Annotated in this window: 21 protein-coding genes and 1 pseudogene; 3 read left to right on the top strand and 19 right to left on the bottom strand. The window is 51.5% G+C overall.

All coding sequences use genetic code 11. From position 1 onward, the window contains the following. Positions 1-76 precede the first annotated feature (76 nt). From IPF95_10170 to IPF95_10135, 8 genes are all read right to left on the bottom strand, one after another. Positions 77-1,129, bottom strand: coding sequence for a tellurite resistance/C4-dicarboxylate transporter family protein (locus tag IPF95_10170; protein ID MBK6475058.1), 1,053 nt, complete (start codon positions 1,127-1,129; stop codon positions 77-79). 105 nt (positions 1,130-1,234) lie between these two features. Further along, positions 1,235-3,061, bottom strand: coding sequence for a hypothetical protein (locus IPF95_10165; GenBank protein ID MBK6475057.1), 1,827 nt, complete (start codon positions 3,059-3,061; stop codon positions 1,235-1,237). 28 nt (positions 3,062-3,089) lie between these two features. Next, positions 3,090-4,670: an L-aspartate oxidase gene (gene nadB, locus IPF95_10160; GenBank protein MBK6475056.1), complete on the bottom strand. Its 1,581-nt coding sequence runs from the start codon at positions 4,668-4,670 to the stop codon at positions 3,090-3,092. Next, a complete protein-coding gene (gene nadA / locus IPF95_10155) occupies positions 4,667-5,641 on the bottom strand; it encodes a quinolinate synthase NadA (protein ID MBK6475055.1) in 975 nt (324 codons plus the stop codon). The genes nadB and nadA overlap by 4 nt, the downstream gene beginning before the upstream one ends. Beyond that, the gene (locus IPF95_10150) at positions 5,638-7,041 is read right to left on the bottom strand and encodes a cbb3-type cytochrome c oxidase subunit I (GenBank protein ID MBK6475054.1); all 1,404 of its coding nucleotides are present in this window, start codon (positions 7,039-7,041) and stop codon (positions 5,638-5,640) included. The genes nadA and IPF95_10150 overlap by 4 nt, the downstream gene beginning before the upstream one ends. Then, positions 7,031-7,510 (bottom strand): cytochrome c, encoded by a 480-nt coding sequence (locus IPF95_10145; GenBank protein MBK6475053.1) that lies wholly within the window; start codon positions 7,508-7,510, stop codon positions 7,031-7,033. The genes IPF95_10150 and IPF95_10145 overlap by 11 nt, the downstream gene beginning before the upstream one ends. A 336-nt stretch (positions 7,511-7,846) precedes the next feature. Further along, positions 7,847-8,230: a GxxExxY protein gene (locus IPF95_10140; GenBank protein ID MBK6475052.1), complete on the bottom strand. Its 384-nt coding sequence runs from the start codon at positions 8,228-8,230 to the stop codon at positions 7,847-7,849. A gap of 175 nt (positions 8,231-8,405) precedes the next feature. Continuing rightward, positions 8,406-10,988, bottom strand: coding sequence for an adenosylcobalamin-dependent ribonucleoside-diphosphate reductase (locus IPF95_10135; protein ID MBK6475051.1), 2,583 nt, complete (start codon positions 10,986-10,988; stop codon positions 8,406-8,408). A gap of 471 nt (positions 10,989-11,459) precedes the next feature. On the opposite strand from IPF95_10135, the gene IPF95_10130 reads away from it, so the two are divergent. From IPF95_10130 to IPF95_10120, 3 genes are all read left to right on the top strand, one after another. After that, positions 11,460-12,812: a hypothetical protein gene (locus tag IPF95_10130; protein ID MBK6475050.1), complete on the top strand. Its 1,353-nt coding sequence runs from the start codon at positions 11,460-11,462 to the stop codon at positions 12,810-12,812. Between the two features lie 297 nt (positions 12,813-13,109). Further along, the gene (locus IPF95_10125; protein MBK6475049.1) at positions 13,110-13,667 is read left to right on the top strand and encodes a cysteine hydrolase; all 558 of its coding nucleotides are present in this window, start codon (positions 13,110-13,112) and stop codon (positions 13,665-13,667) included. Beyond that, a complete protein-coding gene (locus tag IPF95_10120; GenBank protein MBK6475048.1) occupies positions 13,633-14,217 on the top strand; it encodes a hypothetical protein in 585 nt (194 codons plus the stop codon). Before IPF95_10125 ends, IPF95_10120 begins: the two co-directional genes overlap by 35 nt. Positions 14,218-14,271: 54 nt before the next feature. Here the strand turns inward: IPF95_10120 and arsB are convergent, their stop codons facing one another. From arsB to IPF95_10065, 11 genes and pseudogenes are all read right to left on the bottom strand, one after another. Then, positions 14,272-15,282, bottom strand: coding sequence for an ACR3 family arsenite efflux transporter (gene arsB, locus IPF95_10115; protein MBK6475047.1), 1,011 nt, complete (start codon positions 15,280-15,282; stop codon positions 14,272-14,274). 68 nt (positions 15,283-15,350) lie between these two features. Continuing rightward, positions 15,351-16,061, bottom strand: a complete 711-nt coding sequence (locus IPF95_10110; GenBank protein MBK6475046.1) for a sulfite exporter TauE/SafE family protein — start codon at positions 16,059-16,061, stop codon at positions 15,351-15,353. After that, complete coding sequence (locus IPF95_10105; protein ID MBK6475045.1) at positions 16,061-16,492, bottom strand: hypothetical protein; 432 nt, start codon at positions 16,490-16,492, stop codon at positions 16,061-16,063. The genes IPF95_10110 and IPF95_10105 overlap by 1 nt, the downstream gene beginning before the upstream one ends. Positions 16,493-16,515: 23 nt before the next feature. Then, positions 16,516-17,031: a rhodanese-like domain-containing protein gene (locus IPF95_10100; GenBank protein MBK6475044.1), complete on the bottom strand. Its 516-nt coding sequence runs from the start codon at positions 17,029-17,031 to the stop codon at positions 16,516-16,518. Then, entirely contained in the window at positions 17,028-17,438 is a 411-nt protein-coding gene (locus IPF95_10095) for an OsmC family protein (GenBank protein MBK6475043.1), read from the bottom strand. Before IPF95_10095 ends, IPF95_10100 begins: the two co-directional genes overlap by 4 nt. A gap of 4 nt (positions 17,439-17,442) precedes the next feature. Continuing rightward, entirely contained in the window at positions 17,443-18,420 is a 978-nt protein-coding gene (locus IPF95_10090) for a permease (GenBank protein ID MBK6475042.1), read from the bottom strand. A 14-nt stretch (positions 18,421-18,434) separates the two neighbouring features. Continuing rightward, a complete protein-coding gene (locus tag IPF95_10085; GenBank protein ID MBK6475041.1) occupies positions 18,435-18,860 on the bottom strand; it encodes an arsenate reductase ArsC in 426 nt (141 codons plus the stop codon). A gap of 1 nt (position 18,861) precedes the next feature. Beyond that, entirely contained in the window at positions 18,862-19,110 is a 249-nt protein-coding gene (locus IPF95_10080) for a TM0996/MTH895 family glutaredoxin-like protein (protein ID MBK6475040.1), read from the bottom strand. Next, positions 19,107-19,427, bottom strand: coding sequence for a winged helix-turn-helix transcriptional regulator (locus IPF95_10075; protein MBK6475039.1), 321 nt, complete (start codon positions 19,425-19,427; stop codon positions 19,107-19,109). The genes IPF95_10080 and IPF95_10075 overlap by 4 nt, the downstream gene beginning before the upstream one ends. An 804-nt stretch (positions 19,428-20,231) precedes the next feature. Further along, complete coding sequence (azu, locus tag IPF95_10070; protein MBK6475038.1) at positions 20,232-20,747, bottom strand: azurin; 516 nt, start codon at positions 20,745-20,747, stop codon at positions 20,232-20,234. Positions 20,748-21,058: 311 nt separating this feature from the next. After that, positions 21,059-24,185, bottom strand: a pseudogene (locus IPF95_10065) (efflux RND transporter permease subunit). Between the last annotated feature and the right edge of the window lie 9 nt (positions 24,186-24,194).

Here is a 24,194-nt window from a genome sequence, read left to right as displayed (position 1 = left end):
GTTCAAAGCGATCGACCTCGACTTGATATGTGCGTTGGATCCGTATTATTCACCAGAGTTTCTCTTTCCGTTCCCGTTATTGTGCTCCAGCGTAAAAGAGGTCATTCACCAGTTTACGGATCAACCCGATGAACGCCGTGGACCAAGCAAGCAGGGCCACATAGATGAAGTACTTAGGGATCGGCATCAAGAACTCAAGATCCATGGCTTTCGCCGCCATGAACGTGCACGCCGTGTACATGCCCAAGGGGAAGACCGCGCCCCAATAGAGCGGGTCATACGTGAGCGGGAATTTCTTGTAGATATGCCTCCAATAGGCAAGGATGATCAGCATCGGGATCCACCAAGTACCGGTGGCCCAGTAGAAGATCGAGAAGCCCTTGAGGAAGGCCAGTGTTGAGAACAGGAAGGGCGCGTGGGGAGAATTCATAATGAGCAGCGACCCAGCTAGGGTGGAGATCGCCATGGCGCCCATGTTGATCCAATACGGCGGTGAAAGATCGCTCGGGGAGAATTTGAAAAAAGTATACCGGTAGAAGATCAGCGAGATCATCCAGATGTACTGCATGCCGCCCCAAAGCCACATGGAGAACGCGAAGAAATTAATGATCAGCTTGTGCGCTTCGAAGTGCATGGACAGCTGCGCACTGAGGACGGCCAAGGCTTGCGTGGACACCACTGCGAGCAACCACGCACCGTTGATCCCGACCTCCAGTGGAGGCTTGTCCTCCTTGATGGTGAAGGTGATGAACACGGTGTAGGTGACGATCAGCCACAGAACGATCCCGACCACCCATAGGATCAGCGCCATCCCATAATCTCCATTCAGCAACACGGACTGGGAACCTAGCACACAGGTGGCGGTGACCAACGTAAAGAACCCGACGCCGTTGGTATGGCTGAACAGGTCCTTGAAGAACTCAGGCCTATATAAAATGAAGCGCAGGATCGTACACGCCAGCAGGACCGCATAGGCGAAGATGTTCAACATGAACATGGCCCTGGCGATGCCGGTCATCCCCAACAACTGGGATGCGATGGAGACAATACCGGTCGCCATCACCATAGCGAAATAGGCGGGGGACAAGCCTTTGATCATCTCTAGGATACGAGGTGATAGTTTATCCATTGCGTCCTTGCCTTATACTTTATTTCACTTCATTCGGATGAATGCACTTGTAAAAACATTAGGGGAGCAGCATTACAGAGATCCCCAACATGACGGTGGAACCGATCAAACCTGCACAGCCAATGGGATCATTAGCGAACGCAGGTCCTGCGCATGACGGTTCAATTCCGCAGTGAATCCTTCCATATTCGGGAGTCCATGCTCGCGCAGCTTAGGTACCAAGTCCTCGTAGTACTGGATTCCGATCAGCAGATTTGCACGGAACTTCTCGAAGAATTTATGTTGCTTCTCGGTGATGTCTTCCTTCACCTGATCGATCTCACGTTGCAAATACTTCACGTACAGCACCAATTCGTTCACGAACATGTGCGAACGCAGGTTGTCGTTCAGTAGCGATAGGCGACCGTAGATATGATCCACCATGGTTGATAACGGCACAACTTGCGAGAAATATGCCGTGTTCGGACCTGGACAAATGGCCACGGCCTCCATCTTGTGGGCGGGTGTTAAGCCCTCTTTCAGTAATGCACTTGCACCCAGTCCTTCACAGAGACAGTCCTTGGCAGTAATGCGTTCGAGTTCGCGTGCATGACGCTCTTTGCCATACCCCATTGAATCAAGTTGTTTGATCTTCAGGTTCTGGTACTGGCGTGACGCGGTGCAGATCGGGGTGTCAGTGAACTCGGTGTCGGTGGAAAGAAAGTCCTTGTAGCACGGACTGCCCGGACGGTTCTTCTCGATGCGCATCTTCCGCTGCGCCTCAGACGTGCTTGGTCGGAAGTTGTTGAAGGGGATCCCGAGCGGTGATGCCCAGCTCAAGAAGTAATCATCGGGCTTCGCTTTCGTAAGCTGCTCAAGTGTCCTGTCTTCCACGTTGGTGGCTTCTGGCACTAACAGAAATGGACTTCCCCAACCGGTGCCATCCATTTCGTAATATGTGCGTAGGAAATGATCTTCGTATACCGTTCCAATGCCACCTTGCACGGTAACGCGCACCGAAGGCAGAACCGTGAATTCCCGTTGCCCACTTTCCAATAGTGCTTTGTTGCACATCGTTGCGATCTCTTCGCCCATCGCTACGCGTTCGTTCTTGAATTCTTCCAGGATCGGACCCAGCAGAATGCCATCCGTTGCGAAGGCATGACCGCCACAATTCAATCCGCTCTCGATCCGGTACTCCGAGACCCACACGCCTTTCTTCGCGAGGATCTTGCCTTGTACTTTCGCGGAACGCAGATCGCTCACTTTCAGGATCACTTTCTTTTTCAGGCGCCCTTGCGCATCGGGGAGAAAATCCGGGAACTCCGCGATGTAGGCATATAGCCGTGGGTTATAGCCTGCACTGAGCACAACGGAACCTGAAAGCGTGCTCTTCGCGAATCCACGGAATGCGGCCATCGCATCGGCGTACTCAGCGGGAAGTGCTTCGCCCTCTTTGGTATACCGTTGTGGATCGATCTTCGCCATGATGTTCACGTCGATCGCACCTGCGCGTACGGTACGGCGAAGTTCATCTTGATAGCCCTGCTTTTTCGGCCCTTCCTCCATTTGCATCATTTCCTCGTACATCGCTTTTTCAAGGCTGCCCATGGGCAGCATCTCGAAGTACTTGGTGAGATCGGAACCGGGTTCGTAGGGTGCTTTTCGCAGTTGTTCCACATTGCGATCCACGATGCGTTGCATCAGGTCCAAGTATGCCGTGATCCGCAATGCGCGATGGTCAAGCTCCTTTTTCGGGATCGGAACGTATGCTTCACCGAAATTTCCACAATGGAATTCGCGCATGCGTTCCACGAGTTCATCCTCGATGATGGATACTACGGAACTAATGCCGAAGTGTGCCACCTTGACCGGTGTATCTATGGTATAGCCCAGACCCATCACAGGTATGTGAAAGGTGTGGGGCGTGTAGGGAATGGTCGATCGGTTCATTTGTTCAATTATTCTCCATTCAGCGTGGTCATGAAGCACTGAATGTTGTGTCTGTTCGTATGTGTTGAAGCGGCGCAAAGTCGTTGTTCCAATGCGTGCCGGCATTGCGCGGTTCGGCAATGGCTTGTTCGCAAATGGCCCGGCCGACCGAAACCATATCGCGGAGTTCATAGAATGAAAGAGAGCGTTCACCTTCCTTCCAAGCTCGTTCCATTTGTGCGCTCATCGATAACAAAACATGATGGGCGCTGCGCAAACCGGCGTGATCTCGCATGATGCCCACTTGGTCCGTCATCATATCGCGCAATTCAACGACCATGGTATCGATCGCGGAAGAATGTTCCGTATCCACGTAACGCCCCAGCTCGATGTCCTCGAGCATTGAACCTGGCCATTCAGCGATCATGACCGCAGCGGCTGCATGGCGTGGGATCACTAGAGCCTCCAACAATGAATTGCTTGCCAAACGATCGGCACCATGCAATCCGCTGGAAGCACATTCGCCGAGCGCATATAATCCTTGTAACGCGGTACACCCCTTCGCATCGGTTCGAATACCACCGCACAAATAATGCGCGGCCGGCATTACAGGAATGGGTTCCTTGGTGGGATCAATTCCGATCGCTTTGCAATGTGCTAGGATCCTCGGGAACTCGCGTGCAAAACGTTGACCACCGATGCGCGTTGCATCCAGCCAAACATGGGGTACACTTTGTTCGCGCATAACGGTATGGATGGCGCGTGCCACTATGTTGCGTGGTGCCAGATCGGCCATCGGGTGCAACCCTTGCATCAAACGCGTGCCATCGGGATGTAAAAGTACCGCACCAGCACCGCGCACGGCTTCGCTGATCAGGAAAACTCCCTTCCGCCGTGGATCGAATAAGGCTGTGGGATGGAATTGCACAAAGGCCATATCGCGTAACGGCACGCCGGCACGCACGGCCATGGCCACACCACTACCCGTGGCACCAACAGGATTGGTCGTATGCCGATAGACCTGGCCCGCGCCGCCCGTTGCCAGCACTACCACATCTGCGAAATGCTCGCGCACTTGATGGGAATGAATATCGACGGTGCGCACACCGTGACAGCGACGGCCTCGATGATCTTCAGCGATCAGCAGGTCCAGCGCTACGAGTGTTTCCGTGATCGAAATATCTTGTGCGTTACGCACCTTATGTTGCAACACGCGCACGATCTCCGCGCCCGTATGATCGCTATGATGGACCACCCGTGGAGCATGGTGCCCTCCTTCCGAAGCCGCATCCAATCGTCCTTGAGGATCTTTATCGAATCGCGCTCCAATATCCATTAGCTCTTGGATGCACGCAGGTCCTTCACGCACCACACGTTCCACTACTTCCACGTCACATCTGCCGGCACCAACAGCGATCGTATCATCACGATGCTGTTCCCATGAATCGCCCGGATGGATCACAGCCGCTACACCACCTTGGGCTGCATGGGAATTGCTGGTTTCTACGGGTGCTTTGGAGATCAAACGGATATCCACTTCACCCCGGCCCATTAAGTCGATGAGTCGAAGTGCGAATGACATGCCTGCGACACCACCACCAACAACGATAACTTTCAAAGGCCGCTTCATCCCAGTTGCATCATATTCCGCAACGCCAACTCTGCACGTTGACGGACCTGTTCATTCAACACGATCTCCGGCGATCCGTTCAACAAAGCAGAATAGACCTTTTCCACCGTGTTCATTTTCATGTATGGGCATTCGCTACACGCGCAGGTGTTGTTCGCATGAGCCGGTGCCGGGATCAATTCCTTATCCGGTGCCGCAGCGCGCATCTTATGAAGGATACCAGCTTCGGTGGCCACAATAAAGGTACGGGCCGGATCACTCTGCACGAATTCCAGTAATGAGGATGTGGACCCTACATGATCCGCTTCGGCCAAGATCTCCGGCGGACATTCAGGATGTGCGATCAGCTTTGCATCGGGATGTTTACCAAGTAACAACTTCAGTTTGTCTATGCTGATCTCCACATGCACTTCGCATACGCCGTCCCACAGCAGTAGTTCCCGTCCTGTAACGCGTTGTACATAGGCACCTAAATGTTTGTCCGGCGCGAAGATGATCGGCTTTTCCGATGGGATACTGTTCACCACACGCACCGCATTGCTGCTGGTGCAGATGATATCGCTCATCGCCTTCACCTCAGCACTGCAGTTGATGTAGCTCACAACAACATGATCCGGATGGGCATCGATGAACGCCTTGAATTTCTCCGGTGGTGCAGAATCGGCGAGGGAACATCCGGCATCGAGATCAGGTAGTAGAACCGTTCGTTGCGGATTAAGGATCTTAGCGGTTTCCGCCATGAAATGCACACCGGCAAAAAGGATCACATCGGCACCGGTCTTGTCGGCAGCTTTGGCCAACGCTAGGCTATCGCCAACGAAATCCGCCAATTCCTGAATGTCCGGTGTTTGGTAATAGTGCGCTAGGATAATGGCGTTCCTTTCCTTCTTCAGACGCTGGATACCCTCTACGAGCTCGTAGGGGCTAAGGCCCAGCACCTCCGCTCCGGCTATGTTCCGCTCAACGTTCATCGCTGATGTACCGGTGTTTTCGATTCTCCATTCCGTCGGCTCGCATCCACCTTGGCAAGATCAATCCCAATGGTCCCGTTCAAACGTGCTTCTTCCGTGGGACCGGGAGCCAACAACGCCTCCAATGCACCCCATACCAACATGCTCAAGCCCGTGAACAATCCGATCCCGCTTACCGCGAAACCCGCAATGAAGGGCCACGCCTTCTCCATGATAATTTGGAATGGCAGGTCGGTCATCACCGTGAAGTAGCCCTTTACCAAACCGGCGCCGATCAAGCAAAGCCAGAACACGAGCAGCGAGATATTGAAAGTCCAGAACCCTGTGCGAAGTGCACTCGAATACTGTTTGCGTGTGATGAAGAACACCGATGCAAAGAGGATCGTGGTGTTAATTCCGATGGTGCTTCCCATGGCATGTGCTACCGTGATGTGTGTGCCGTGGGTGAAGAGATTTATCGCGGGTATGGAGATGAGTAAAGCGAGTCCAAGATTCAAGAACACCCACGCTTCGCTGGCGAAAAGAAAGCGACCGAAGAGCGTGGAACTACCGCGCTTTCCTTCATCGATCGTAGCTCGCCATTGATGGATCATACGGGCAAGGATGATCCATTCCGTCATGCTGATCGCATAGGCCAGGATGCGGATCCACAACGCCGATGGGACCGGATAGATATGATGCGCCCAACCGAAAAGCAGGTTGGTGAAGCCGAGACCGAACAAAAGGTAAGCGATCTTCGACCGGGCTATAACGGTGTTGCCGGTGCTGCGCTCCATCACCACCATTGCGGTGCCGTACACCAGGAGGTTCCATGAACCCGTGAGCGCTCCATAGGCTTTCCACTGCACGGTGAGCTCGCGCACCATATTGCCCGTGAAGTGCGGAAAGAGGTAAAGGTTCGCTTCGGCAAAGGTGACCAGGAAGAAGACCACACCTGTGGCCCACATCCACAAATACGCAGGCCATGGACCATTGTGCTTTTTCGCTGTTCGGAAGAAGTTGTAGATCAACAGACCCCAAGACAAGGCGATCGGAATACCTAAAGCAGGCGGAAATTCCCAGTATTCTCTACCACCGAAGCGGCCCATGAAGTACGATACAATAACGGCGAAGCCTGTTCCAACGAACACGGCTAAATGCAACCACGCCAGACGCGTAGAATGCAACGGTGCACCAACGATCTTTGGCAGATAGTGGTACACACCACCTACTGCGGTGAGGAAGATCCACGCGATCACTAACGACACATGCAACGGCCTTGACTTCACGAATGGTATGGCATCGATCACGTTCGGCACAACATGTTGCCATGATCCTATGACACCGAACAGCGCGCCGCACCACAAGGCCAGGAGACCAGCAACAATAAATCCCTTGGCGGGTGTGAACTCACTTCGCATTGCTGTGCATTTCGCGGTAGGTGCCCCATGGTGTAAGGTCCACATTCCGGATAGGATAAGTACCTGTAGCAGCCACCGCTTCGAGGAAAGCGACCAGGTCATCGGCCTGCTCCTTCGATACACCTAACGCAGGCATGCGCCCAGAGCCATGGATGATGAAGGCACGTGCGTACTCCGGTCCTTTCCCTTTTGTAATAGTAACATTGGTCAGGTCGGGGCCCATATATCCACCTAGACCGTAGAACTGGTGACAGGCCGTGCAGTTGAATTCGCGGTAAAGCGATTCACCCCGTTGGGCAGATGCGTTGAGTTCAGCCGCAGGTATTGGCGCTTCCGTAGAGACGGTGTAGGTGAGCCCAGTTTGCAGGATGAACAGACCGATCAACACAAAATAGACCGTACGGCGCTGGCGTACACCAACTCCACTCGGGTTATTCGACCCGTTCGGCACAACTTGCTTTTCGGACATTCTAGCTTATACAAACGTACCGGACCATCTTATCCTATTTCATGACATAGGTCATATATTTTGGACTATGACATTCTCCTGACCCGGCACCTTGACATGAAGCCCGGAATTTGGCGGGGTATAAGGACAAGAGGGGGTGTTCGGGTATTGGAATCCAAAGGGCTTACTGGATTGATAATGGGCAGGAAAACATAAGGACGGCAGGACTAAAGGATCAACAGGATTGACATGCGACGTATCCCAAACTTGGTCAAACAAGTAATTCAACAAGAACGAATCCTGTTGATCCTGTAATCCTGTCAAAAGAACCTTCATACAATACCATCAAATAACAACTCAATCCTTCATCATGTGGAACCTCCGGTACTTGCGTTTGAAACCAAGACTGTCCGCTCCGAAATTCAATAGAAGCCCAACGTCGATCCCTGTTGCGGTGAGGTAATTCACCACTTGTACTTCGTGCTTAAGATGGAACACCTGAACCGCCTTGTTCTCGATAAGGACCATCTCATTCACCAACATATCCGCAATGAAATTTCCAACGATAACAGTATCATATTGCACTTGGATACGTTGCTCGCAAGCCACGCGAAATCCTAGTTTCTGCAGCTCATGCGCCAATGCATTCTGATAAACAGACTCCTGAAATCCTGGCCCCAACGCTCGATGCACTGTCATTGCGCATCCGATAAGATTCTCAGTAAGTTCTTTGTGCTGAATCGTTGTCTTGGCGGCAGTCAAAATTCAACGGCCAATGTAATTGACAAGATCCGCATTCCGCCAAAGAGCCGACCAACACTTACGTGTCGTGTCGATCCAAACTCCTATCAAGACAATCCAAAACGATAACGAGTCAATCCTGCTGATCCTGTGATCCTGTCAAATTACCCGCCAACTACCCGCACTTTGAACCACCACAGCTCTTGCACTTCAGGCAGCCTTCTTCATAGTACAAGCCGTCCTTGTCCCCACAATCAACGCACTGGCGGCCCGTTGCTTGCGTACCATCTGCTATGTAGCGTTGCAGGGCTCGTGCCACACCGTTCTTCCATGTGTTCAGGGTGGCGTCATATAGGTTCAAGTTGGTCACCACATCAACCACTTGCGGTAGCGGCATACCTTGGCGCATCATGCCACTGATCAGGATCGCGTAGTTCCAATACTCCTTCTCGAAACTGCGGCTCAACCCTTGCACCGATGCGCGGAATCCTTCGGCATCCGCGTACTCCAGATCGTACACGTTCTTCTTGTTGTTTGGATCGCGTCGCTTTACGACCCAGCCGTTCTTCACCCAACGTGGTAGTTCGAAAACACCTTCCGCCTTTCCGGTGAAGATCTCGTATGGCCTGCCATCCAACTTTCCCACAACAGCCAACCACGGCTCTGTTTCGTTGTTGAACCGCAGGATGTCGGCTTCCAACCGCTCGGGGCGCTTACCGTGGTGTGCGTTCGTCTCGTCTTTCTTTTCAGTTGTCGCCACCAGAACACCGCTTCGGCTTCCATCGCGATACACGGTGATGCCTTTCAACCCATTCTGCCAAGCATCCAAATAGATGTTCCCAACTTCTTCGACCGTGGCCGTGCTTGGAAGGTTGATGGTGCTGCTAATTGAATGTGTAGTGTACTTCTGCACCACAGCCTGCATGCGCACGCGCCGCTTGTGATCAATGTCGTTCGCGGTAGATCCTTGGTATGGACTTTCCGAGGTATTGGTCTTCCCTGTAACCTTCATCCACTCCAACAAACGCGGGTGGTGTACGGTAAATTCCTCCCACTGATCACCTTGCGCATCGGTGAAGTTGGCCTCGACGCTTGGATCGTTGCCCATGATCTTGCGTCTACGGGTATAGCTCAACATGTAAACGGGTTCAATGCCACTGCTGGTGCGCGTAAGCAGGCTCAACGAACCGGTAGGTGCAACCGTGCTCAAACTGATGTTGCGGCGACCATACTTCATCATGCGATCATGCACTTCGGGTAGTTCCTCGCTCAACATCTGTACGAATTCCGAAGTGCGTTCAACAGCCGGATCAAAGGCTTGGAACGCGCCACGTTCGATCGCCATATCGATGCTGCTGTCGAATTCCGCGCGGCATTTGGTCTTCATAATATCCTCCACAGCCTCCCGTGCACCGTCGCTGTCGTACTTTAGACCTAGCGCAGCAATGGCATCCGCAAGACCGGTAAAACCGAGGCCTGTTCGACGCCCTTTCTTACCCGTATCACGTAACAGTTGCCAGGTAGAGCGCTCAACAAGTTTCACATCATCGGGTTCGGGATCGCTATCGATCTTGGCCAGGATCCGGTCCACGGCTTCCAATTCAAGGTCCACCAGGTCATCCATCAAACGCTGCGCTTCATAGGATACTTCAGCGAAACGATCATGATCGAACCAAGGGTTGGATGTGAATGGATCCTTGACGAAACTGTGCATATTGATCGCGATCAACCGGCAGCTGTCACCGCCTTGCATGGCGATCTCGCTACATGGATTGGTGCTCGCATTCCGGAAATCCGGATAAACCGATGAAGTGGAATAGTGATGTTGACGATCCCAAAAAATGATACCCGGTTCTGCGGTGTTGTGAGCGCAAGTGACCAACGTGTTCCACAGTTCGCGCGCCTTTATGGTCTTGGTGATCTTCGGGTCCTTGGAGTCCACCGGCCACTGCTGGGTGAACTCGGTATCTTCCTCTACTGCTTTCAGGAACGCATCGCTCACGCGCACGCTCACATTCGCTCCGGTGACCTTCTGTAGATCCTGTTTCATGGTGATGAACTCCTCCACATCCGGATGAGCGATGTCCATGGTCAACATCAACGCACCTCTCCTACCCTTCTGTGCAACTTCCCGCGTGGTGTTGCTGAAGCGTTCCATGAACGAAACGGCACCCGTGCTGGTACGTGCTGCATTGCTCACCGCCGCGCCGGCTGGCCGCAGGGTGCTCAGATCAAAACCCACGCCACACCGCCGTTTGAAGAGCTGCGCGAGTTGTTGATCGTTCCGGAAAATACCTCCATAAGAATCCTGTGGCGACGGAAGTACAACGCAATTACTCAACGATGCTAGGCGATATGGATCACCCAATGAAGCCATTACGCTACCCTGCGGAACGACGTCCCGAAAACCATCGAAAAGTTGGAAAATGTGCTCTTCGGCCATTGGCTTGCGCTTTTGACCATAAGCCGAAAGTTGCGCACGTTGTATTGGTTCCACTTTCGGGTACTTCGCTTCAATGCGGGCGAATTCCTTGGCCATCCTGCGGTGCATATCAATTGGTGAAGATTCCACCAGATCGCCTGTTACATTGCGCAAGGCATACTTGTTCATCCAGGTGGTCGCAGCCAACTCATCACCATGGAAATACTCCATCGCATTGGCCAGTACCTCATCCTTACCAAAGACCAGAGGACGTTTCTTCGTTTCGCTATTCGTTTGGTTCTTCACGTTGGTCTCGAACAAGGTAAGTGCTGACATGCTGATCTGTTTTTAGAGATCGCAAATCTTCCTTTTGTGACTCCTCATTTTTATGACTTAAATCATTTTTGATACCTAACGATCAACGATCTTATTAACCATTCCAAGGAAGGTGCGACAGTTGCGCCTTTGGTGATGGGCTTATGCGATCGTGCATAAAAAAAAAGAGATTCTGTGGTTACCGTCTGGTCGATCGGCAGCACGGAAATTATGCTCTCGGCACATTACACTCAGCGATGGGTCCAAGACGTTGAACTCCTCCAACACATCGCTCCAAACCTGTGCTAAATTTGAACACCTCTGGTTCATGACTTCACCCCTGCAAAAGTGATCAGCTCCAATGCCGGCGACCTTTCTCTTCAGAATATCACAAACCGAATGGTTCCTCCCAACAGCTGACTATCCATGCTGAAAAAGCTGAACAATAAGTATTTCCTCCTTGCGGGTATCGTGTTACTAACGTTGACCCACATGACCATCAATATCGGGTACTTCGCGTGGATAGCGTACACACCCTTTCTTGTTTATTTGAAAAGAACCGATGGTTTCCGGGCACAGGTTTGGTTGTTGCTGGCACTGATCATTGGATGGTCGTTGGTCGTTGCAAAGATCATTACACCGCCGATGCTCTATGCCTTTGTTTTCATGTATTCTGTGCCTATTGCGTTGATCCATTTACCCGCATTTCTTCTGTGGAATAAGTACAGTACTAAGAAATGGGCGTTCTTCGTATTTCCCGCGGTCCTTACGACCATGGAGTGGCTGCAATACACCTTTACTCCCTTTGCCAGCTGGGGCGTGGCCGCCTATACGCAAGGCGAATTCACGTCGATCATTCAGGTAGTATCACTCTTCGGAATGCCCGGCCTTAGTTTTCTGATCTATTGGGTGAATGTGAGCGTGGCCGATGTGATCACCGATCCTTCAACTGGAATAAGAAGGTTGTACGCACCTTTCCTTTTGCTGACGCTCACCGTCATCTACGGAGAAGTTCGACTGGACCTGAACAAAGCTACCGGTAAAGAAACGGTCAAGGTCGCTGCTGTTGGAACCGACTCTGAAGTGAGTGGCTTACCACTTCCTAGTAAAGACGAAGCGCAAAAAGTAACGGATCAGCTATTTACGCGCACTGCCGCTGTTGCCAATTCTGGAGCCAAAATTGTCGTGTGGAACGAAGCTGCCAATTTTGTTTTACCGGATGATGAAGATCAATGGTTGGGATCGATCAAAACCCTTGCATTGGAGAACCAGATCTTTCTGTTTGGGTCTTATGTTATGCCGACCTCGATGGAACCATTCCGTTACGCGAACAAGTATGTTATCGCAGATCCCTCCGGAGCAATTCCATACACCTATTACAAACATCAGCCTGTCCCGGGTGAACCTGCACTAAAAGGAACGGAAGCGTTGCAAACGTTTGATATGTTCGGATCACAGGTCGGTGGTGCCATTTGCTATGATTATGACTTTCCATACTTGGCAGCAGGCTTCGGCAAACTGAAGGCAGATATTGTGGCCGTACCCTCTTCCGACTGGCGGGGCATAGATCCGATACACACAGAAATGGCCGCATTCAGGGCGGTCGAACAAGGGCAATCCGTCATTCGCTCAACACGGTTCGGCCTTTCCGCAGCAATAACACCCTACGGAGAAATGGTCGCCAAACTGAGCAGCTTCGACACCAACGACAAAATGATGATCGCTACTTTACCAATGAAAGGCACCACCACTGTTTACTCCAACATCGGCGACCTTTTCATCTACCTCTGCATGGGGTATGTGTTGGTCTTTTTGATAATGATCGTGAAGGTGAATGAGACCTAGCTCCTGGCACAATGCTTCCATCACAACTGGCTCAGTTACCTATCCATGTCCGCGTACACGAAGGCCGTAACCCAGACCAACGCGACACAGGTTCCGTAACTCTGTATTATGTCTTGCTATGACTTGGCCCAAGGAAACAGGCAACTGTATAATGCTGCATTATGCAGACCTTTGCAACGGAAACCCCTGCTAAAGGGATAAAGCACAACACCATCTACAAAATTGATCAGTGTATACCCGCCAATTAGGCCGAGCTACGGTAGAGAAGGAACATGAACGCATAAAGGCTATCTACCCATGAACCCCAAAAAAGCCTTATTGATCATTGATATGCAGAACGGCTGCTTTACGCCTGACGCTCCCAAGCTTGATGCTGATGGAGTTCTTGAACGGATCAATTCACTCTCCACGCAATTCAGGGCGATCGATGCGCCTGTGATACTGATCCAACAAGACAGTTCGAAATGGAAGCGGTTTGTCCCGAATACACCCGAATGGGAGACCATCCCGGAACTAGAAGTTAGTCCGAATGATATTTCGATCAATAAAACAGCCAATGATGCCTTCTACCGCTCAACCCTACACGCAACGCTAAAGAAGCTCAAGGTCAAGGAACTCTACATAACCGGATCTGCAACTGAGTTTTGTGTGAATGCAACTGTGCTCTCGGCATTGACTAAAGACTATTCAGTAACTGTTGTGAAAGATGGCCACACAACCGGTGATAAACCGCATATCGATGCCAAGCGAATTGTCGAACATTACAACTGGGTTTGGCAGCATATGATCCCGACAAAAGGAAGCATAAAAGTGCTGGATTTTGAAGCGTTGGACAGATCAACACCACTACTTTAGCGGCAAGAAATTCGAGAGCACGCTACAAAACAACCAACCTACTATCAGCATGAAAAACCAATCGAATTGGAAACAAAAAATAGGTTCATGGCCCCTGATCCTAGTGGTACCTGCATTGCCTTTTGCGCTGTGTACCTCGTCATGTAGATCGCCAACAGAAAGCGAAGAACAAACAACGGCTCTCAGCGCAACCGAGCAGGAGTCGCTAAAACTCGAGCCTGACTCGATCGAAAATTTACTCCGATCGGTGATCGACATTTCGGCTAAGGATTTTAACGCGAATCAAAAGCCACTGCCTACCGCATTTAGAAACGTTCAGTTCAAGTATATTATAAAACCGAACAACGAAACCTTGTACATTCTATGTGGCCAATTTCAAGTAGCCAACGAAGGCAAATGGACACCGTTTACTACCATTAAGAACTATGACTACGAGCAGTGGATCGGCAACAGTGGCTTGCATTTCTGCCAAGATGCTATCGAAATTCCGCACAATGAAACAGACCTTTCACTGGCGCTGAAACAGAAACTTAGTTCTCTCGGAAATTAGCACTGCGATGGCGGTGGCAGTTCAATGGACCGTTCCTACATGCTTCTTCACCCCCTAATACCTCCATCTATTCGCCAATGCAACCAGCGAAAGCATAACGGGGACCTCGATCAACACCCCTACTACGGTTGCTAATGATGCGCCGGAATTCAGTCCAAATAATGAAATGGCAACTGCTACGGCCAGCTCAAAGAAGTTGCTCGCGCCGATCATTGCAGATGGTGCGCAGATGCTGTGCTGCAGCCTCAAGTAGCGACCGATGAACCAGGTCAAAAAGAAAATGAAATAGGTCTGGATGGTCAGCGGAACGGCGATCAGTAAAATGTCCAACGGCTTGTCGACGATCTTGTCTCCTTGGAACGCGAAGAGCAATACCAACGTGGTCAGGAGTGCGGCGATCGAAACGGGTTTGAGTCGGGTGAGGAATTCATCTTTGAACCATTGTTCCCCTTTGCTTTTGATGAGGTACTTATTGCTCAAGTAACCCGCTGTTAACGGGATCACCACGAAGATGATCACTGATGAAACCAGGACATCATACGGGATGTGGATATCGGTAACGCCGAGTAGGAAACGGACGATCGGAATGAATGCGACCAACAGGATCAGGTCGTTGACGGACACCTGGACCAAGGTGTAGTTGGCATCGCCTTTGGTCAAATACGACCACACGAAAACCATTGCGGTACAGGGCGCGGCACCTAGTAAGATGGCACCAGCAAGGTACTGCTGCGCTTGTTCAGGATCCAGCCACGCTTGAAAGATCTTCGTGAAGAAGATCCACGCAAAAAAGGCCATGGTAAACGGCTTTACAACCCAATTGATAAAAACGGTCAAGCCCAGACCCTTCCAGTTGCTGGACACATTCTTGATCGACGAAAAATCGATCTGCACCATCATGGGATAGATCATTAACCATACCAAAATGGCGACAGGTACATTCACGGATGCTATTTCCCACGTACTTAAGAACAGGATCGAATCCCCAGCAAATTTTCCGATCGCGATCCCCACCAGAATGCACGCGAACACCCAAACGCTCAGATACCTTTCAAATTTTCCCATTATGATCTTATTCTATCAAGTGTCGCTATTCAACCAAATAGGTCCATAAACCTTGCCTCTTGTATTGATCAGAAATACGTTCGAGCAAAAAGGAGCACGTAGTAAAACCCTACCGCGATGAATACCACGCCCACGGAAGTGCGCATCACTTTTTCGAACTTGCTCACTGTGGTGAACACGCCGCCGATCCGCGAAACTGCGAACGCCAATAAGTACGTGAAGACCATCACCGGAAGTCCTGTTCCAATGGCGAACACCACCGGCAAGTACAACCCCGATGTACTTGAAATGGTCATCGGTATCAGGACCCCGAAATAAAGCGCGCCGCTATATGGACAGAACGCCAGTGCAAAGATCACACCGAGCAGGAACGAACCCAATAACCCTTTGTCCTTGAACCGCTCCGCAAGACGATCCTGTACGCTGCTACCCTCAAGGAATTTCAACCGGATCACATTGAGCATCATCAAGCCGATAATGATGAGCAACGGCCCGAGATACTTCTCACCGTTCTGCTGAAAGAACCGGGCAACATGGAATTTGCTCGCCCCGAAATACAGCATCAGTCCGATGACCGTGTAGCTGAATGCGCGGCCCAACGAGTAGAGCAGACCGCTCAACAACACCTTCGGCTTACTTTGAATATTCTTAGCAATGAAGGCCGTTGCCGTGATGTTTGTTGCCAATGGACACGGGCTGATGGCGGTCATCAGTCCGAGAATGAATGCCGAAAGTATCGGCAGTTCATAGTTGTCCAATATGGCTTGCAAATACTCGATCACAACATTCCGAGTTGTTCTTCCAACTTCGCTTTCAACTCCGTGGAAAAGGCTTCCTTATCTTTCCCTTTCGCGAATGCGAATTCGGTGAGGTCGATGTGATGCTCGGTGCCGTCCTTGATCACGTTGATGAACAAGGCAGTTCCCGTGGCTTCGAATTTCTCGGCCATGTCGTAGTTCTTTTCTTCATCCACATTCACCGTTTTAAAACTGAGTTTTCCAGCGCTGACGGCTTCACTGAAAAAGTGTTCTACGGTATACTTTGCGTTGGTCTCAATGGCTTCGCAGGTTACACAGCGATGCGCGCCGTAGAAATCGATCAACTCCACTGTGTTCGTTGTGGCCGTATTCACTGGCGTTTTAGCCGTTTCTGGTTGTGTGCAGGCCGATAAGGACAAGAGTCCGGCGGCTAGAAAAATGAGCGCTCTCATGGTTGTTCACGTGTTGAATTATTCTACTTTTTTGTTCCACTACAGCAAGCTTTTTCCTTGGCCTTTGCTCCGGGCTTACACGTGCCATCGGGGTTGCAGTCCTTGCTTTTCGGGTCTGCGCAACAGGCTTTTTTATCCGACTTTCCGTCTGCGATCACTTCTAGCCCCTTTTCTTGCCATGCATTCATGCCACCCTCCATGTTCACCAGATCGGTATAGCCATTTTCCAAGAGGATCATCGACGCTTGTTCGCTCCGACTTCCACTTTGGCAAGCGATCACCAAGGGTTTGTCTTTGGGTACTTCGCTCATCCGCGCTTGCAATTGGCTAAGCGGGATATTGATCACATTCTCCACATCATATGCCACTTCGGCTACCTCTTCCTTCTCGCGCACGTCGATCATGGTAGAGCCGTTGCGGAGCATGAGCTTCGCACGGATCACGCTCACATCCTTTGGTGTTGCGTCTTGGGCGCTGCTGCTTAATGGTGCTATAGCAAGCAGTAAAAAAGCCAGTGTTGTAAACTTCAGGTAGTTCATTGTTGGTAGGTTGTTTTTAGCGTTCCGTTCAATTGAGTTGATCTTGCAAGCGTATTGGTTATCGTGCCGAATTTCAGAATGTTCCGATGGAGCAGATCCTTTGTCCGCTCTTCCATATCGGAGGTTATTGTGAGTGTGTAGGTGATCTCGGAGATGAAGGGTGGTGAGTCGTTGCGCACACCGTAGATCTCAATATCAGCGGTCTCGTAATCGAATTTGAGGATCTCTGAAAAACGTTCTACGTTCTTCAGCATACAGGCTGCCAACGCGGTCAACAGCAATTCGGTCGGGTTCGGTAAACCGTCCTGCCCACTAACGGAAGCATCGAATCGCACCGCGCCGTTATTTGCAACTCCATGCGCTTCTCCTCCTTTTGCACTGTGCGCCGTTATGGTGTAGTTGAGCATGCGGTTACAAGATCAAGTTGAATACGTAGCCAGAGATGATGATGCAAAGCGTGACCACTCCAAAGAAGATCCCGATCAATTTCACCGTCATTACCTTTTTAAGGAGCATCGCTTCGGGCAATGAAAGACCGACCACACCCATCATGAATGCGATGGCCGTACCCAGCGGAATTCCTTTGGCGACCAGCACTTGTACCACGGGTAGAATTCCAGCTGCATTGCTGTACATCGGTACCGCAAGAATGGTCGCGATCGGCACGGCGAAAAGGTTTTCTTTGGCCATGTACTGCTCAAAGAATCCCTCTGGAATGTAGCCATGCATAAGGCCGCCAATGGCAATGCCCACGATCACGTAAGGGGTTACACCTTTCAGGATCATCATCACTTCTGCCCAAATAACAGGCAACCGCTGCATCAGTGTTTGATTCTCGGCTTGGAATACTTCTTGGTCCCGTTGCGCAGATGCCAGCACCTCTTTCACCCAAGGAGTAAGCAGGCCTTCCAGCTTCAAGCGTTGTAGTATGTATCCACCAACAGAACCCAGAATAATTCCGCTGATCACATAAATGATCGTCGTCTTTGCGCCGAAAAGACCAATGAATAAACCGATCGCGATCTCATTCACCAGTGGCGATGTGATCAAAAACGAAAACGTAACGCCGAGCGGAATACCGCCGCGGACGAAGCCAATGAAGAGCGGAACGGAAGAGCACGAACAGAACGGCGTGATCACTCCGAAAATACTTGCCATCAGGTATTCCGCGCCGTAGAGCTTGTTGCGCGAAAGGAAATTTCTCACCTTCTCGATCGGAAAATAACTATTCACGATCCCCATCAAAAAGATCACTATGAACAGCAGGATCAGGATCTTCACCGAATCGTAAATGAAGAAATTCAGCGCTTCGGCCAGGTGCTCACCTCGCTCCAATGCGAAAAGTTCAAAGACCAAATAGTCCGCTATATTCTGGATCCAATCGAACATCTAGTCCCTCACGATCACTTGATCTCGTTCCGGTAATAAGCGTAAAAACCCACAAGGATCTCATCCCGGATCCGCTCGAATTCGGCACGTATTTCTGCAACTGTTCCCGTGGCATGCGCAGGATCTTCGAAACCGATGTGCGTGCGCTTACGCACCTGTCCAGTAAACATCGGACAACTCTCCTTGGCCCCGCCACACACGGTAATTACGTGGTCGAACGAACGATCCAAATAGTCATCTACCGATCGCGGCCTGTGCGTGCTGATGTCGATGTTGTACGCCTTCATCACCTCGATCGCCATGGAATGAACCGCCTTTGCGGGCTCCGTTCCGGCCGAAACAACTTCGAGCGTAGGATCGAACGCATTCAAGAAACCATGGGCCATCTGGCTCCGACAGGAATTGCCTGTGCAGAGGATCAGGATTCTCCGCTTGCTCATCTTAGGCCGTGGTCCTGGTCAAAAGATCAAGCACCTCCGCCTTGGATGGTACCCTGCCTTTAACGCATATCTGTTCATCAATGACAAGCACAGGAGTGGATATGACATTGTACTCCATGATCTTCATGATGTCTTCCACCTTTTCGACCGAAGCATCAAGTCCGTTCTCTTGGATCACTTGTTCTACAATGGCAGTGGTCTGTTTGCATTTGGGGCATCCTGTACCAAGGATCTTCACGTGTTTGCTCATGGTTCCATATGTTGATCGAAGAAGACATTGAACAGTGTCTTAGCCTTCTTCCAATTTTCCTTGTTCACACAGTACTTGATCCGAGGAGGGTTCAGCTCACCTTGAATAAGTCCAGCATTCTTCAGCTCTTTCAAGTGCTGAGAGATGGTCGATTGCGCCAACGGGATGACTTCGACCAGGTCTCCGGTGTAGCAGCATGACTGCTTTTCCAAATAATTCAGAATTGCTATGCGGGTCGGATGCCCCAATGCCTTCGCGAAGACCGCCAATTGCTCAGCATCCTCATCATGTACCTGTTGTTCAAGCGTTCTCTTCATTGTTCATCGCAAATGTACGATTGATATTGGAACGCGTAACTGATCGTTCGAGTTATGTGACGAAAGTCACGTAAGGAGGGGTTTATAAAATGCGTTAGAAAGAAAGTCAATCCATTCTATTGGTTTTGGGCGTTCCCCGGTTGTTCCCGCTTGAAACAGCGGGAACAACCGGGGCGGGCTTGGAATTTACCCTGAGCGGAGTCGAAGGGCTCCAAGTCCTCACTCGTACCTCGCTCCGGGCCTGCCTACCGGACAGGCAGGCTTTCCGTTACAATCCCTAACGCGCTAGCGCATGGTCAAATGATCACGAACTAACTCTGGAAATTGTTCAACTACGTATTGAGTTGGCTACTGACCAAGGTTGGTTGGATCCAGATATGCGCCAAATCATGAACTAGTGTGAAGAGCTGCGCCGTGGTCCAATCCTCTTTGTTGATGGATACGAAGGGCGCATCCACAATACCAGACCTTGGAACTCGTCGCTGTCCAACTTCATATGCGAGTGAATAACGCTGCTGCGGGATATGAGGATCCGTTCACAGCGGCCCCGGAACCGCGCTATATTTGAACCAGGCCGGGTCGCTAATTCCTTATTTGCCGTTTCAAAATCTCTTGTGGCATATCGACCTTGACCTTCTTACAACATTACCCATACTATGTACAAATTAGTCCTTTGCTATCCCTCGTTCGATAAAGAGAATGAAGGAACGGAGATGCTTTACAGTCCATTGGCACTCGCTTATTTGGCTACACACACACCAGGCCATTGTGAGATTCCTTGTGGATATTATACACGGCAAATACTTATTCAACGTTGAACTTCCCTTTCATCATTGAATAGTGCCCAGGGAATGAACAGATGAAATCATACGTGCCCTTTTCGGGAGCCTGAAAGGTGATCGTGGTGCTTTCTCCGCCACCGACCAATTTTGTATGTGCTATCACGTTGCTTTGGTCTTCCGGTATGTAATCGGTCGCTTTGGCTTTAAGTGCTTCTTCAGCAAACACGGAAACGGTCGTCCCTTTGGCCAAGAGCACAAAATTGTGTCCCATAGCATCAACTGGCATTTTTCCAGTATGGGTCAAGGTCAGCACAACTGTTTGGCCTTCCAATACATCAATTTCTGATATGTCATACTGCATCTGATCGTTTCCGCTTATCGCGACCTTCATAGTATCCTGCTTTGGCACTGTTTCCGGAACATCAGTATTTATGACAGTCTCCTTAGCTGGTTTCTTGGGTTCACTTGTGCATGAAGTGATAGCTGTTATGCCGAATGCGAACATCAGCAGAAAGGAATATAGTCGGATCTGTTTCATCGTTCTGTGGATTTACTACAAAGGTAGTCCCTCAAGCTCGCAACATCAAAGGACGGATCAGCCAAGACCATGGTAGATCGATCATTTGCGAAGTGCTGCTGTTCGGCATGTGAGCAAATGATCTTGGGCATTAGTTTTCGTGCGAATCACCTTTGGGTTGAATTTTTATTCAAACCCAGAACATAAGTCGAAACCTGATACCCGCGTGAGGGATAGAAGCGGCACCCCGCATCCGCCGCTTGGCGGAGTGGAGTACAGCGCATAGCCCGACCTCGGCTGCATTTGAGCCGGGGACACGCCCCAATCCATATTCAAGAACCAGTTAGAACGATCTCTCCTTCTACCACTTTCGGTTTCGTGAACCGCTCCTTCACCGCATCCACTGCATAGTAAACCACAGGTACTAGGAATACGGTTAGGAACATGCTGCTTGTGAGGCCGCCGATGAGGGCCCAGGCGAGGCCGTTTTTCCATTCCGCGGCGGTGCCGGTGGCGAGGGCGATGGGTAGCATGCCGAAGACCATGGCCACTGTTGTCATGAGGATGGGGCGCAGGCGTGTGGTGCCGGCTTCGAGGAGGGCATCGCGGTAGTGCATGCCTTGTTCTTTGAGCTGGTTGGTGCGGTCTACGATGAGGATGGCGTTCTTACTGACGAGGCCGAGCAGCATGATCATGCCGAGCAACGTGAAGAGGCTGAGTGTCGACATGGTGAGGTTGAGCGCGAGGAATGCGCCGATGATGGCGACGACGATGCTGAACAGGACTACGAAGGGATAGATGAAACTGTCGTAGAGCGCAACCATGATGAGGTATACGAGGATGAGGCTTGCGAGGAGTGCGCCGCCCAACGAGCCGAAGCTGTCGTTCTGCCGTTTGATGTCGCTGCCCCAGGCCATGTAAACGCCATCGGGCAACGGGTTCTGCTTTACGTAGGCCACGACTTCATCCGCCACGGTACCACTGCCTCTGCCGAGCGCATCGGCGGTGAGGGTTACTGCGTTCATGCGGTCCATGCGTTCTACCATGGCCGGTGGTTCGCGGCGCACTACGGTGGCGAATTGATCGAGCTGTACGGCCAGACCGGCGGGTGTTACGAAGCGTGTGCGCGCAACGTCCTCCGCGCTCCTACGATCAACATCATCCAGCCGAATGCGGATGGGATATTCGGTGCCGTTCTCGTACAAGAGGCCATCGTCGTTACCGGCCAATGCATTGCGCAAGGTGGCACCGACAGCGGCGGTGTTCAAGCCGTACATGGCCATGCGATCACGATCCAATTCTACTTGCAGTTCGGGGCTTCCGGCTTCGATGCTTAGGCGCACGTTATTGGCGCCCGGTACGCCCATTAGTGTGTCTTTCAGCAGTTGTGCGGTGTGCATAACGAGTGCGTGATCGGCACCGCTGAGTGTGATCTCAACGGGTGCTGTGCGTGGGATCAACCGATGGCGGCCATGGTGAAGTCGATGGCCGGAAAACTGTCTTGCAAGGCTTGGCGCACGTGCTTCATGTACGCATCGGTGCTGATGCCGTTGCGCTGGTCTTTGGGCAGGAGCGCGATGGTGAGTTCGGTCTTGTTCTCTGAGCCCACACCCATGCTACCAATACCGGTGCTGGGGCCGCCAACGTTGGCGAATACGCTATTTACTTCGTGTTGCGCGAGCAGGAAACGTTCCACTTCGAGGGAGCGCAGATTGTTCTCTTTTAGCGCGGTGTTCTTGTCGAATTCCAACGCGAGACGGAACTTTCCTTGGTCGCCCGTGGCGATCAGTTCTTTGCCCATGATGCCTTGTTTCATCATGATCCCGGTGCCCGCGAAAAGTGCGAGCAATATGCCGACGAACGCGAGCTTGTGGCTGAGCACCCAACGCAGCGCGCCGGTGTACCAGTTGGTAAGTCCTTCGAGCCAATGTTCAAAACGGATCAGACTGCGCGTGTAGATATTCGTGGGTTTCAGATCTTCTTTCTTGCCCAAGCGTGAGGCGAGCCAGGGCGTTAATGTGAAGCTGACGAACAGCGACATCAACGTGCTGACGACCACGACCACACTGAATTGTTTGAGCAGGTCGGCGACGAATACTTGCAGGAAAATGATGGGGAGGAACACCACGACATCGACCAGTGTGATGGACAATGCACTGAAGCCGATCTCTGCGCGGCCTTCGATAGCAGCGGTGACTTTGTCGTGCCCTTTGTCGAGGTACCGTTGGATGCTTTCCAGCACTACGATCGAGTCGTCCACGAGGATGCCGATGATCAACGACATGGCGAGCAACGTCATCAAATTGAGGGTGTATCCGAAGAGGCCCATGGCCACGAATGCACTCACCAACGATGCGGGTATCGCCACCAGAATGATCAGCGAATTGCGCAGGCTGTGCAAGAAGAGCAGCATGATGAACGATACGAGCAGCACGGCCAATCCGAGGTCTATGAGCACACCGTTCACGGCTTCGATGGTGATGTCGGTGCTGTCGTCCGCGAGGATGAAGCGCGTGTTGTTCGCCCCTGGTCTTCCTTTTCGATCCGGGCGAACTCTGCACGCAAGGCGCGGCTCACTTCCACTGCGTTGGCATCGCCCTGCTTCTTGATCAATAGACCGATACCGCTTTCGCCATTGTACCGGCTCACGGAACTGATCTCTGCAATGCCATCAACGACGGTTGCGACATCTTTAACACGCACTACGGAACCTGGCGCGGGTTGCGCTACCACAACGTTCGCCAACTCGGGTAACGTGGTGATCTTGCCTGCCAATTTCACGGTGGTCCGCTCGTGTTCGGTGCGCACATCGCCAGCGGGGATCTCCCGGCCAGCGCGGAGAATGGCTTCGGTTACCTGCGGAAGTGGAACGCGGTGATGCACCAGTTTTGCTTGATCGACTTTTACTTGGATCTCGCGTTGTTCACCACCGAGCAAAGTGATCTCGGCCACGCCTTTTAGTTGTTGGAAACGCGGCAAGAGTTCGTCTTGCATGCGTTGGTAGAATTCTGGTGCGGGTAGATCGCTCAACGCACTTACGCTGATGATGGGCAAGTCATTCGGGGAAACTTTCGACATCACCGGTGGCTGCAGTCCTTCGGGTAGATCTTTTCGGATGTTGTCGATCTGGCGTTGAGCATCCTGCATAGCCAGATCCAAGTTCGCACCGTACTTGAAGTTGACGATGATGATGGACGCGTTGGCCAACGATCGGCTTGCGATGTAATCCACATGCTCCAGCGAACTGAGCGCATCTTCAACGGGACGTGTAACACTGTTCGCCACTTCTTCCGGTGCCGCGCCGGGATACATGGTGCGCACGGTGATCACTGGCTGATTGAAATCGGGCATCAGCTCCACACCAAGACCGCGATAGGCCACAATGCCGCCCAAGAGCAGTACACCGAAGATCACAATGATCAGCGATGGGCGTTTGATGGCGATCTCCGTGATGGTCATTTTGCCGGT

Source organism: Flavobacteriales bacterium (genome assembly GCA_016704485.1).
In the GTDB taxonomy this organism is placed as follows: domain Bacteria; phylum Bacteroidota; class Bacteroidia; order Flavobacteriales_F; family PHOS-HE28; genus PHOS-HE28.
Note: the sequence above shows the minus strand (reverse complement) of the source record. Positions and strands in the feature narration are given on the sequence as shown.

Coding starts and splice junctions, on each gene's coding strand:
- IPF95_10170 (MBK6475058.1), bottom strand. CDS start 1,129: ATGGATAAACTATCACCTCGTATCCTAGAGATGATCAAAGGCTTGTCC.
- IPF95_10165 (MBK6475057.1), bottom strand. CDS start 3,061: ATGAACCGATCGACCATTCCCTACACGCCCCACACCTTTCACATACCT.
- nadB (MBK6475056.1), bottom strand. CDS start 4,670: ATGAAGCGGCCTTTGAAAGTTATCGTTGTTGGTGGTGGTGTCGCAGGC.
- nadA (MBK6475055.1), bottom strand. CDS start 5,641: ATGAACGTTGAGCGGAACATAGCCGGAGCGGAGGTGCTGGGCCTTAGC.
- IPF95_10150 (MBK6475054.1), bottom strand. CDS start 7,041: ATGCGAAGTGAGTTCACACCCGCCAAGGGATTTATTGTTGCTGGTCTC.
- IPF95_10145 (MBK6475053.1), bottom strand. CDS start 7,510: ATGTCCGAAAAGCAAGTTGTGCCGAACGGGTCGAATAACCCGAGTGGA.
- IPF95_10135 (MBK6475051.1), bottom strand. CDS start 10,988: ATGTCAGCACTTACCTTGTTCGAGACCAACGTGAAGAACCAAACGAAT.
- IPF95_10130 (MBK6475050.1), top strand. CDS start 11,460: ATGACCATCAATATCGGGTACTTCGCGTGGATAGCGTACACACCCTTT.
- IPF95_10125 (MBK6475049.1), top strand. CDS start 13,110: ATGAACCCCAAAAAAGCCTTATTGATCATTGATATGCAGAACGGCTGC.
- arsB (MBK6475047.1), bottom strand. CDS start 15,282: ATGGGAAAATTTGAAAGGTATCTGAGCGTTTGGGTGTTCGCGTGCATT.
- IPF95_10105 (MBK6475045.1), bottom strand. CDS start 16,492: ATGAGAGCGCTCATTTTTCTAGCCGCCGGACTCTTGTCCTTATCGGCC.
- IPF95_10100 (MBK6475044.1), bottom strand. CDS start 17,031: ATGAACTACCTGAAGTTTACAACACTGGCTTTTTTACTGCTTGCTATA.
- IPF95_10095 (MBK6475043.1), bottom strand. CDS start 17,438: ATGCTCAACTACACCATAACGGCGCACAGTGCAAAAGGAGGAGAAGCG.
- IPF95_10090 (MBK6475042.1), bottom strand. CDS start 18,420: ATGTTCGATTGGATCCAGAATATAGCGGACTATTTGGTCTTTGAACTT.
- IPF95_10085 (MBK6475041.1), bottom strand. CDS start 18,860: ATGAGCAAGCGGAGAATCCTGATCCTCTGCACAGGCAATTCCTGTCGG.
- IPF95_10080 (MBK6475040.1), bottom strand. CDS start 19,110: ATGAGCAAACACGTGAAGATCCTTGGTACAGGATGCCCCAAATGCAAA.
- IPF95_10075 (MBK6475039.1), bottom strand. CDS start 19,427: ATGAAGAGAACGCTTGAACAACAGGTACATGATGAGGATGCTGAGCAA.
- azu (MBK6475038.1), bottom strand. CDS start 20,747: ATGAAACAGATCCGACTATATTCCTTTCTGCTGATGTTCGCATTCGGC.